This is a genomic window from Isoptericola sp. NPDC057191 (genome assembly GCF_042670225.1).
Lineage (GTDB): Bacteria > Actinomycetota > Actinomycetes > Actinomycetales > Cellulomonadaceae > Isoptericola.
In genome coordinates this window covers 1-10,762 of record NZ_JBHUWC010000144.1, presented here as the reverse complement: position 1 = coordinate 10,762, position 10,762 = coordinate 1, and the positions used below count along the sequence as shown (strand labels likewise).

The following is a 10,762-nucleotide window of genomic DNA, read 5'->3' as shown; positions in this document are numbered from 1 at the left end:
GGCGACGTCCACCTCGGCCCGCAGGGCCAGCAGCACCTCGCCGGCGCCACGGGCGAGCGCGACGGCGAGATCACCGTCGGGCAGCTCCGGGTCCGGGTACGGCGGGGTGGGCGACGACATGCAGCTCCTCGGCTGGCGACTCTGGACGAGGCCCTGGCGGGCCGCGGCCGAGGCTACCATTCCAGGAATGAAGTCCTGAGAGAGCGTTCGCGACATCGAAATTCGTTTTATCCGATAGGAATGGTGCCCTTTTGAGCGTCGACCTCCCGCTGGTCCTCGGTGGCCTCGTCGTGGGCTTCGTCGTGGGCCTGACCGGCATGGGCGGCGGCGCGCTCATGACGCCCATGCTGATCTTCGTGTTCCGCGTGGACCCGCTCACGGCCGTGTCGTCCGACGTCGTCGCGAGCCTCTTCATGAAGCCGGCCGGCGCGATCGTGCACCTGCGGCGGCGGACCGTGAACCTGCAGCTCGTGCTGTGGCTGTGCATCGGCTCCGTGCCCGCCGCGTTCTCCGGAGCGCTCCTCATCCGCTACCTGCCGTTCGGGGACGGTTTCGACGAGGTCCTCAAGAAGGTGCTCGGGGTCGCGCTGCTGATCGCCTCCGCAGGCCTGGTCGTGCGCGCCGTGCTCGGCATGCTCCAGCGCCGCACGGCGCTCGGCGAGGGCCCCGCCGCGCCGAGCAGCCCGGACGTCGTCGTGCGCAAGGTGCCGACGCTGGTGCTCGGGGCCGTCGCCGGCCTGATGGTGGGCCTGACGTCGGTGGGCGCCGGCTCGATCATCATCGTGGTGCTGCTGCTGCTCTACCCCGCGCTCAAGGCCTCCCAGCTCGTGGGCACCGACCTGGTGCAGGCCGTCCCGCTGGTCGCCGCCGCGTCGCTGGGACACATCCTGTACGGGGACTTCGAGCTCGGGCTGACAACCTCCCTGCTCATCGGCGCCATCCCCGGCGCCTGGTTCGGCGCCCACGTCTCCAGCCGCGCGCCCGGCGGGATCATCCGCCGCGCGCTGGCGATCCTGCTGCTCGCCTCCGGCCTCAAGCTGCTGGGAGCGTCGCTGGGCGTCGTGATCGCCGCCGCCGTCGGCGCCCTCGTCGTCGGGAACCTGCTGTGGATCCTCGTCCGGGAGCGCATCAAGAAGCTCCCCCCGAAGCCCAAGCCGCTCGGCACGGTCACCGCGCAGGATGCCGCCACCGACCCCGCCGGCCTGCCCTCGACCCCGCCGGCGCGCCAGTCCGCCAGCCAGCCAGCACGCCAGCCCGAGCCCGCACCGAAGGACGCCACCCCCTCGTCATGACCGAGCCCACACCTGCCGCTCAGCCCACTCAGCCCGCCCACGCGACCTCCGGCTCCCCCGCCGACGTCCCCACCGCCACGCACGTCCTGTCCCCGGACGAGCTCGACCTGCTCGAGCTCGCGCTCGGCGGTGGCGCCGCGTGGATCCGCCCGCGCGGCCTGCCGTCCGGTCCCGTCACCCTGACGGACGCCGAGAACACGCCGCTGGCCGTCGTCGTCGACGACGACGCGCCGCGCGCCGTCAAGCCGTTCGCGCGCGCCGCAGGCCCGCACTGGGACCCCGCGCTGCGCCGGGCGGCCGACGAGGTGCGCCCCGGCACGCGAGCAGCCGTCGCGGTCGTGGTCACCGAGCCGCCGACGCGCTCCGAGGTCGAGGCCCTGCCGGCGCTCGTCGGCGACGCCGGGGAGGTCCTGCTCCTGGTGCCCGCGTCCCGCCGCTCCCCCGCCGCCGGCCACGTGGGCGCGCCTGGGCTCGTGCGCGTGGCCCGCGACCTGGTGGCACGGCTCGACCGCGCCGGCCGCCAGGCCGAGGTCGTCGTCGTGCCCTGGCCGGCCGACGCCCCCGACGCGCTGCGCTGGCCCGACGTCGGCGCCCGCCACGGCGCGTCCCGCACCGAGGTGCTGGCCGCGCACCGCTCCCCCGAGGACCGGGCCCGGGTCGACCGCCTGGGCTCGCTGTGGGCCGACGAGGTGTCCGCGCTCTACGACGAGCCCGCCGCGGGCGAGCTCGCCCGCGCGGCCCGCACCGCCCGCCGGCAGGGCGCCGTCGTGTTCTTCACCGGGCTGTCCGGCTCCGGCAAGTCGACCGTGGCCCGCGCCCTCGCGGCGGAGCTCGACGACGAGGGCCTGCACACCACGCTGCTGGACGGCGACGAGGTGCGCCACCACCTGTCCAAGGGGCTCGGGTTCGACAAGGAGTCGCGCGAGCTGAACGTGGAGCGCATCGGCTACGTGGCCTCGCTCGTGTCGTCCCACGGCGGCGTGGCCGTGGCCGCCCCGATCGCGCCGTTCGCCTCGGGCCGCGCCCGCGTGCGGGCGCTCGCCGAGCCCGCGGGCGCGTTCCTGCTGGTGCACGTCAGCACCCCGCTGGAGGTGTGCGAGGCCCGCGACCGCAAGGGCCTGTACGCGAAGGCACGCCGCGGCGAGGTGCCCGAGTTCACCGGCATCTCCTCGCCCTACGAGGTCCCGACCGACGCCGACCTCGTCATCGACACGTCGCAGGTCGACGTGGCCGACGCCGTCGCGCAGGTCCGTGCGGCGCTCGCCGAGCGGCTGGCCGACTGACCCTCCTCGGCGTTTTCCCTGGCACGGCTCGAGCCCACCCGGACCTGGTCCGGGCGGGCTCGAGCGGTGCTCACGAGGGTGCGGTCAGTCCTGCGCCGCCTTCTTCTTGCGCCGCGCGCGCGGGCCGACGCCCCCGGCTCGACCGGACGAGTTCGCCTCCCGGTGGGCGCGCACGAAGGTGCGGTACTCCTCGAGCACCTCGTCGGTCGGCCCGTCCTTGACGAGCTGGCCCTGGTGCACCCACAGGACGCGGGTGCACATCGCCTCGATCGTGCTGATCGAGTGGCTGACCAGGAAGATCGTGCCTGCGTTCTTGCGCACCTCGTCGATGCGCGCCTTCGAGCGCGCCTTGAACGCGGCGTCGCCCGTGGCCAGCGCCTCGTCGATCATGAGGATGTCCGGCGTGGCCGCCGACGAGATCGCGAACCGCAGCCGGGCGCCCATGCCGGACGAGTACGTGCGCATCGGCATGTAGACGAAGTCGCCGATGTCGGCGAAGTCGACGACGTCGTCGAAGCGCTCCTCGACCTGCTTCGGCGTCAGCCCGAGGGCGAGACCGCCGATCCAGATGTTCCGCTCCCCCGACAGCTGCGGCATGAGGGCCGCGTTGACCCCCAGGAGCGCAGGCTCGCCGGCCACGAAGACCGAGCCGGACTTCGGCGGGATGAGGCCGGTGATCGCGCGCAGCAGCGTGCTCTTGCCGGACCCGTTGATGCCGACGATGCCGATGGACTCGCCGTGCCGGGCGACGAACGAGATGCCGCGGACGGCGTGCACCTCGCTCACCGCACCCACGTGCTGGGACGTCGAGCTCACCAGCCGGCGCAGGAACGAGCGCTTGGGCGCCTCGGCCTCGCGCACGTTGGCTCCGCCCTTGGCGGCGACCTGCTTCGCCTTGCCGCCGAAGACGCGGTAGACGATGTGCAGGTCGTCGACGACCAGGACCGGGTCCCCGAGGGTCGCGACCGGCTTGGGCCCCGCGAGGTCCTCGGGCTCGAACTCCTCGTCGAGGTCGACGTCGAGATGAAGGTCGGACTCAGTCACGGCCGTACCGCTCCTCTCCACGCCAGAAGATGATGAAACCGGCGATGAACGCCACGATCGCCCAGCCGACCGCCCACGCCCACATCCACGGCTCGTGGGGCATCGTCGGCTCCTGGGTCAGGATCGAGCGACCCAGGTAGAGGAAGACCCCGATGGGCTGGTACTCGAGGATCGGGCCGACCCAGCCCTGGACGCTCTCCGGGAGGTTGTCGACGTAGTGCGTCACCGGGAAGATCACGCCGGAGCCGTACATCACCAGGCGCAGGATGAACCCGAGGATGTTGTCGAGGTCGGGCGTGATCGCCACGGCGCGGGCCACGACGAACGCGATCCCGGTGTTGAAGATCCACAGCAGCGCCACGAGCGCGGGCAGCAGGAGCCAGCTCCACGTCACCTGCACGCTCGCGTAGGTCGGCAGCAGGCCGCTGAGCAGCACGATCGCCAGCATCACGAGCAGCGCGGGCACGAGGGTGGTGAGCAGCGACACCACCTGGGCGATCGGCAGCACGGCCCGGGGGAAGTGCAGCGACCGGATGAGGTTCGACTTCTGCGCGATCGACCGCGACCCGGCGTGCACCGACTGCTCGAAGAACCGGTACAGGAACGTGCCGATGGTGATGAACGCGATGGCGTTCTCCAGGCCGCGGGTCGCCTTGAGCAGCACGCCGAAGATCAGCACGTAGACGATCGCGTTGAGCAGCGGGTTGAGGACTGCCCACAGCTGGCCCAGATAGTTGTTCTGGTTCTTGGAGTAGGCGGTCGCCGTGCCCAGCACGCGGATGAACGCCCAGCGGGAGGAGACGTCGCGGACGTACCGTCCGAGCGGGGGCCGGACGCCCATGGGGCGCAGCCCGTACTGCTCCGCGATCGCCTGCCGCTCCTGCGACGACGTGCCGGGCACGATCGGGTCCGGGGGGCGGAGCGTGTCTCGGCCAGGCCCCGGCTTCCCGCGGTCGCCTGACGCGGCGCCCGTGGTGGTGTCGGTGGTCACGTAACTTGCATACCCGTCTTCTGAGGTACGGCCCGCGGCTGACAGGCCCCGTCGATAGTACAGCGGGAGCCCACCCCGAAAACGCTCCCGGGAGTGCCCGCAATAGGCCCGGGGCACCGTGGAATACTCGGTGCGCCGTCAGGCCCGCCCCCGGACCCGCCTCCAGGAAGACACCGATGCCGCACGTCGTCCCACCGCAGCCCACCCTGCCGCAGCGTGCCCGCCGGGCGGCCGCCCGAGCGCTGCTGAGCGCGGGCGTCCGCGCCAAGCAGGCCATGACCCGCGCCCTCGGCGACGAGCCGCCCGAGCTCTCCCCTCCGATCGAGGGGCTGCCCCTGTACCCGGTGGTCGCCTACTTCGCGGACACGACGGACCAGGCCTACCAGCTGCGGCAGTGGCTGCCGGTGCTCGAGCGCGTCGCCGAGCACCACCCGCTCGCCGTCGTCACCCGCAACTGGGAGCTCACCCAGGAGCTGCGGGCGACCACCCACCTCCCCGTGCTGTTCGCCCTCCAGCTCGACGGGCTGCGCCGCCTCTACGAGCAGATCGACGTCAAGACCGTCATCTACGTGAACAACGGCTGGCGCAACTTCCAGTCGCTCATCTACCAGCGCGCCCTGCACGTGCACGTCAACCACGGCGAGTCCGACAAGATCTCGATGGTCTCCAACCAGGCCAAGGCCTACGACCACGTCGTCGTCGCCGGGCAGGCGGCGGTCGAGCGGCACCGGCGGGCGCTGATCAACTTCGACCTCGACCGGCTGGTCGTGTGCGGGCGCCCTCAGCTCGACCTGGAGGTCCCGCCCGTGCTGGGGGCCGCCCCCGGCCGTCGTACCGCGCTGTACGCCCCCACCTGGTCGGGCGAGGACGACGCCAACAACTACACGTCCCTGGACCGCTACGGCGTGGCGATCGTCCGCGCCCTGCTGGCCCGCCCGGACGTCCGCGTGGTCTACAAGCCGCACCCCCGCGTGCTCACCGCGGAGGACCCCGCGATCGTGGCCGCGCACACCGAGATCGTGCGTCTCCTCGCCGCCGCGGGCGCCCCCCACGCGCAGCCGCTCGGCGCCGACATCCTCGGCCTCTTCGAGGACGCCGACCTGCTGGTGACCGACATCTCGTCCGTCGGGCTCGACTTCCTCTACCTGCGACCCGACGCGCCCATCGTGCTCACCGACCGGCGCACCGACCGCACCCGGATCCTCGCCGAGGCGCCCGTCGCCGGCGCGGTGGACATCGTCGACGGCGACTCCGTCGGCGACGTCGCCGGCCTCCTCGCCGCGAACCTCGCCGCGGACCCCCACCACGACGAGCGGGTCCGGCTGCGCGACCACTACTTCGGCTTCGTGCGCGGCGAGAGCAGCCGGCGCTTCCTCGAGCTGGTGGACGGCTGCGTGGAGCGCCGCGACGCGATGGTCGCCGCCCGCCCCGGCACGTCGGCCGGCTGAGAACGGTCAGCCCGCAGCGGGCGGCTCCCCGGCCGCGATCCGCGCGACCTCGCGGTCGCGGATCTCCATGAGGCGCTCGCACGCCGCGACGAACCGGCGCGTGGACGCCCCGGGCGCCGTGTCGCCCAGGTAGTGCTCCCGCAGCGCGAGGCGCTGCCCGCGCGTCGGGTCCTGGGTCAGCTCGCGGTCCACCGTGGCGACCACGTCGCCGAGGGCGGACACCGGCAGCTGCGGGGCGAGCTCGAGCAGGGGGCTCGACGCGATGATGACGTCGCCCACCGGGCGGGTCACCACGATCGGCTCCCCCGTGGCGAGCCAGTCCATCGCGACGCCGGAGACGTCGCAGACCAGCAGGTCCGCCGCGGCGAAGGCCGGCGCGACGTCGCCGTGGGTGTCCGTGCCGTGCGCCGGGCCGTCCGCCGGCGCCGGTGCGCTCGCGAGGTAGTCGCGGATGGCGGCGTCCGCGTCGCCGTAGGCCGCCACCCGCACCCCGGTCAGCGGGTGCGGGCGGTAGAGCACGCGGTAGCGGCCGGACTCCACCAGGGCCCGCACGACCGCCAGGCCGTGCGTCGCGACCGAGCCGTACTCGGCCGACGGCTGCCCGCCCTCCCAGGTGGGCGCGTAGAGCACGGTGGGCAGCGGCCCCCGCGGGGTCCCTGCACGCAGGCGCAGCTGGTCGTCGAGCTGGGGCCGGCCCACCGGGACGCACCGGGCGTGCGCGTCGTACAGGGTGCTGAAGCGCGCCATGCGCTCGACGGCGGCCTGCCCGGCGACGAACGAGAAGTCGTAGGCCTTCGTCTGGTTCGACACGGTGACGAGCTTGTCGCTGTCGCCGTGCATCAACGACGCGTGCACGAGCTGCCCGAACCGCAGGCAGGTGAAGTTCTCGGGGTTGTGGTTCACGTACAGCGCGAGCTTCGTCGCGGACCGGCCCAGGACGTCGTCGAGCGTCGTGTAGTGCGCCACGGTGCGCACGTCCAGGCCGCTGTCCCGGCGGATCGCGCGGGCCGTGCGCGAGTCCTGCGTGACGACGACCACCGGGTGCTCGGCGTGCAGCGCCCGGAACGTGTCGTACCACTGCTCGATCTGGTAGAGCGCCTCGGGGGTGTCCGCGAAGTAGACCAGCACCTCGTACGGCCACGACGTCCCGAGCAGCGCCTGGTCCTCGCCGAGCCCGTCGGGCATGCCGCCGGGCAGCAGCCCCAGCCGCCGGACGACCTTGCCTCCCAGGGAACGGATCCGGCGCCGCAGCGTGGCGCCCCGGGGTGTCGCAGGCATGGGTCTCCAGGGGCGTCGTCGATCAGCGGGGGACGCGTCGCAGCATACCGGCCAGCCGGCGCAGGGTCCTCGGCCGGCGGGCCGACGGCGGACGGCGGCGGGTCATGTCCTGCAGCACCTCGGCCCAGCGCTCGACGACCGCGGCGTCCGAGTACCGCGCGGCCGTCGCGACCGCGGCCTCGCGCATCCCGCGCACCGTCGCGTCGTCCAGCGTGACGAAGCGCTCGATCGCCGCGGCGAGCGCGTCGAGGTCGCCGTCGGGCACGAGGAAGCCGTCGACGCCGTCGGTGACGATGTCGGCCGGCCCGTAGCGGATGTCGTACGCGATCGGCACGCACCCGCGGGCCATCGCCTCCGCGAAGACGAGAGGCAGGCCCTCCGCACGGCTGGTGAGGAGCAGGAACGAGGCGTCGGCCAGCCGGTCGGCGGCGCCCCGGACGAAGCCGTGCAGGGTGACCCCGGGCACCTTCGCCGCGCGCGCCTCCACCTGCGGCCGCATCGGGCCGTCGCCGTACACGTCCAGGGTGAGGTCGAGGCCGGTCCGCCGCGCCGCGCGCCCGAGGCCCATGACGGCCTGCCCCACCCGCTTGCGCCCGTGCAGGGAGGCCAGGACGGCCCCGCGGTACTTGTCCGCGTGCTCCGGCAGCGGCCCGTCCGGCAGGTCCGTGCTGTTGGGCACCACGTAGGCGTGGTCGCGCGGACCGACCCGGTCCAGGACGTCGCGCCGCTGCCCGTCGGTCAGGAAGACCACGGCGTCGTAGTCGTCGAGGTGCTCGACGAGCGGCGTGCGTGCCACGGTGAGCGGGCCGTGCGCGTCGGTGGCCGCCGCCGACAGGTGCGCGCCGTGCACCAGGTGGGCCGTGTAGAGGTCGCGTCGCTGCACGGAGGCGAAGAACTTCACGAGCGTCTTGCTGTCGACGACGACGTAGGCGGGCCGCTCGGGCAGCACCACGTCCAGCCAGTGCCGGTAGAGCGCCCACGCGGAGGCCCACGACCGCCCGGGACGGCCGTCCCGGGCGTACAGGGTGATGCGGCGGGAACCACCGTGCTCGTCCACGGCGGCGAGCGTGCCGTCCGGCCGGAAGTGCAGCTGGCGCAGCACCTCGCCGTCCGCCCTCTCCTCCGTGCACACCAGCTCGCCCGGCTCGGCGCGCGGCCGCTCGGCGGGACGGGCGCCTCGGCCGGGCGCGACGTCCTCGTCCGGCAGCGACCGCACGTCGTGCCACACGTTGTGCAGGGTGAGGCCGGGGACCAGCTCGCCACGCTCCTCGAGCATCGCGCGCGCGGCGTCCAGGTCGAGGTCCGGCGAGAAGGTGAGGACGCGCACGGGCACCCCTGCCTCCTGGACGAACGCGCGCGACCGGCGCAGCAGCGCCGACGTCATGCCGCCGTAGTCGTCCGGGATCGTCCAGGTCGCGGCAGCGTGGCTCCCGGGCGGGAGCGAGGTCGTCTGGGGTCCGGGGCTCGCGAGCATCCGGCCCATCGTAGGGCGCCCGAGGGTGTCTCCGGCGGTCACGGCCACACGGACGCGGTCGTCGGCCGCGGTCCATGCGCCGTCCATGCGCCGTCCCTGCGGCAGGCCCCGCGGCGGGCCGCGCTGCCCAACGTTCACCCTGCGGCCACGCCGTCGTCCCCTGCGCGTCGCACGCCGCGGTGAGACTGGCGGCGTGACCGCGCTCGTCGAGTCCCCGCTCCAGCTGCTCTGCGCCGTCGAGGCGCACGCCGCCGGCCACGCCGGTGCCACCACGCGCGTGCTGGCCCGCGCCGACGTCCCGGCCCTCACCGCCGGGATCGACGCCGTCCGCGCCCTGGGCCTGCCCGCCGGGCTCGACGTGGCGCCCGCGCCCGCACCCCGCCGGCTGCCTGACGACACCGTGGTGGTGGGCGACCCGTTCTCCGGCGCCTTTCAGGCCGCGCTGCTGCGCGCGCCGCGGCCGCCGGAACGCCTCGTCGTCGTCGACGACGGGCTGGCCACGCTCGACCTGGCGCGGCGGGTGCTCACCGGTTCCCCCCTCGTCCGGCTGACGGCACCGCCCGACCCGCTGCGCTACGGCCTGGGCGCGCTCGCCGCGCGCCGGCTGCGCCGCGTCGTCGCTGCGGGCCGCCTCACCCTGTGCACGACGATCCCGCTGGACGACGAGACGCTCGCCGGGCTGCGCGACCTCGGCGTGGCCGTGCGGCCCCACGACTTCGCGTGGCTGCGCTCGCGCCCGCAGCGCAACGCGCCGGCCGAGTCGACCGTCGTCGTCGGCTCCGCCCTCGTGGCCGACGGGCTGGTGCACGCCGACCGCTACGCGGCCTGGGTGCGCGGGATCGCCGCCGACGGGCCGGTGCGCTACGTCCCGCACCGCCGCCACGACCCGCTCGTGTCGGCCCTGCTGGAGCGGCTGCCGGGCGTCACGGTGGACGCGCCGGGCGCCCCCGTCGAGATCCGCCTGCGCGGCCTGCGGCCCGGCCAGCGGACGGTCATGCTGCCGTCGACGTCGGCCGTCACCCTGTCGCGGCTGCTCGCCCCGCGCGGCGTGGTCGTGGCGCCGCAGGGCGTCCCGGACGCCTGGTGGACCGACCGCGCCACGCCGGAGCTGCGCCGCCATCTCGGGCGCACGCACGCCCTCGCCACCCGCGCGGCCGCGGAGTCCGCCGCCACCGCGACCGCGACAGTGGCGCCGGGCGCGGCCGTTGCCCTCGGCCGCCCCGCCGGCGGTCGCGACCTGTCGACGGCTGCCGTCGTGTCGCCCGCATGACGCTCGTCCGCCCGCTCCCCCGCGTCCTGTCCCGCACCGTCGACCCGTCGCCCGGCGTCGAGCGGCGCGCGCCCCGCGTCCTCGCGGTCGCGGACTCCGACTCCTACCTCAAGTGGGCCGTGTGGACCCTCGCCCGCCTGCGGGACGACGTCGCCTCCCGCCGCCCCGGACCGGACGGCCTCGAGGGCCCGGCGGCGGGCGAGGGCCCGCACGTGTCGGCCGTCGTCGTGCGCTCCCCCATCGCCCCGACCGCGGGCCAGACCGCCGCGGCGGTGAGCGGCACGGGCGTGGGCCGGCCGCCGGTGCTCGGCCCGGGCGCGCTCCGCCGCCTGGTGCGCCGCACCCGGCCGGACGTGGTGCTCGTCGCCGCGACGGGCCCGGTCGCCGAGCTCGTGGCCGGGCAGGTCGTGCGGGCGCTGCCTGCCGGCCGGCGCCCCGCCCTGCTGGCCGGGCTGCCGGGGATGGCGCTCCCGGCCACGCCCCAGGGCGCGGGGTGGCGGCGCTGGTGCGACGCGTTCCTCGTGCACGCGCGGGTGGAGGTGGGGCCGTACGTCGAGGCGTTCGCCCGCCAGGGCGCGCGGCCGGACCTCGTGCTCACCCCGCTGCCGTTCCTCGACGAGGCCCCGGCGCCCCCCCGCGCGGCCCTGCGGCGCGTGGTGCTCGCCGCCCACGCCCACGTGCC

The 10,762-nt window shown here is 74.9% G+C and carries 9 protein-coding genes; 5 read left to right on the top strand and 4 right to left on the bottom strand.

Annotation, left to right across the window (positions count from 1 at the left end):
* The first annotated feature begins 251 nt into the window (after window positions 1-251).
* Window positions 252-1,292: a sulfite exporter TauE/SafE family protein gene (locus ACFT55_RS15575; RefSeq protein ID WP_380244751.1), complete on the top strand. Its 1,041-nt coding sequence runs from the start codon at window positions 252-254 to the stop codon at window positions 1,290-1,292.
* Entirely contained in the window at window positions 1,289-2,575 is a 1,287-nt protein-coding gene (gene cysC, locus ACFT55_RS15570) for an adenylyl-sulfate kinase (RefSeq protein ID WP_380244750.1), read from the top strand. The genes ACFT55_RS15575 and cysC overlap by 4 nt, the downstream gene beginning before the upstream one ends.
* A gap of 84 nt (window positions 2,576-2,659) precedes the next feature.
* Here the strand turns inward: cysC and ACFT55_RS15565 are convergent, their stop codons facing one another.
* Window positions 2,660-3,619 carry an ABC transporter ATP-binding protein gene (locus tag ACFT55_RS15565; RefSeq protein WP_380244749.1) on the bottom strand — a complete coding sequence of 320 codons (960 nt, stop codon included), beginning with the start codon at window positions 3,617-3,619 and terminating at the stop codon, window positions 2,660-2,662.
* The gene (locus tag ACFT55_RS15560; RefSeq protein ID WP_380244748.1) at window positions 3,612-4,610 is read right to left on the bottom strand and encodes an ABC transporter permease; all 999 of its coding nucleotides are present in this window, start codon (window positions 4,608-4,610) and stop codon (window positions 3,612-3,614) included. Before ACFT55_RS15560 ends, ACFT55_RS15565 begins: the two co-directional genes overlap by 8 nt.
* Before the next feature lie 176 nt (window positions 4,611-4,786).
* On the opposite strand from ACFT55_RS15560, the gene ACFT55_RS15555 reads away from it, so the two are divergent.
* Window positions 4,787-6,058: a CDP-glycerol glycerophosphotransferase family protein gene (locus tag ACFT55_RS15555; protein ID WP_380244747.1), complete on the top strand. Its 1,272-nt coding sequence runs from the start codon at window positions 4,787-4,789 to the stop codon at window positions 6,056-6,058.
* 6 nt (window positions 6,059-6,064) lie between these two features.
* Here the strand turns inward: ACFT55_RS15555 and ACFT55_RS15550 are convergent, their stop codons facing one another.
* Window positions 6,065-7,336, bottom strand: a complete 1,272-nt coding sequence (locus tag ACFT55_RS15550) for a CDP-glycerol glycerophosphotransferase family protein (RefSeq protein ID WP_380244746.1) — start codon at window positions 7,334-7,336, stop codon at window positions 6,065-6,067.
* 22 nt (window positions 7,337-7,358) lie between these two features.
* Window positions 7,359-8,810 carry a glycosyltransferase gene (locus ACFT55_RS15545; RefSeq protein ID WP_380244745.1) on the bottom strand — a complete coding sequence of 484 codons (1,452 nt, stop codon included), beginning with the start codon at window positions 8,808-8,810 and terminating at the stop codon, window positions 7,359-7,361.
* Between the two features lie 193 nt (window positions 8,811-9,003).
* On the opposite strand from ACFT55_RS15545, the gene ACFT55_RS15540 reads away from it, so the two are divergent.
* Together ACFT55_RS15540 and ACFT55_RS15535 are read left to right on the top strand one after the other, a co-directional pair.
* Entirely contained in the window at window positions 9,004-10,080 is a 1,077-nt protein-coding gene (locus ACFT55_RS15540; RefSeq protein WP_380244744.1) for a hypothetical protein, read from the top strand.
* Window positions 10,077-10,762, top strand: a 686-nt coding sequence (locus tag ACFT55_RS15535) for a DUF6716 putative glycosyltransferase (RefSeq protein ID WP_380244743.1), incomplete at its 3' end; no start/stop codon positions are given. The genes ACFT55_RS15540 and ACFT55_RS15535, both read left to right, overlap by 4 nt.

Coding starts and splice junctions, on each gene's coding strand:
- ACFT55_RS15555 (WP_380244747.1), top strand. CDS start 4,787: ATGCCGCACGTCGTCCCACCGCAGCCCACCCTGCCGCAGCGTGCCCGC.
- ACFT55_RS15545 (WP_380244745.1), bottom strand. CDS start 8,810: ATGCTCGCGAGCCCCGGACCCCAGACGACCTCGCTCCCGCCCGGGAGC.
- ACFT55_RS15550 (WP_380244746.1), bottom strand. CDS start 7,336: ATGCCTGCGACACCCCGGGGCGCCACGCTGCGGCGCCGGATCCGTTCC.
- cysC (WP_380244750.1), top strand. CDS start 1,289: ATGACCGAGCCCACACCTGCCGCTCAGCCCACTCAGCCCGCCCACGCG.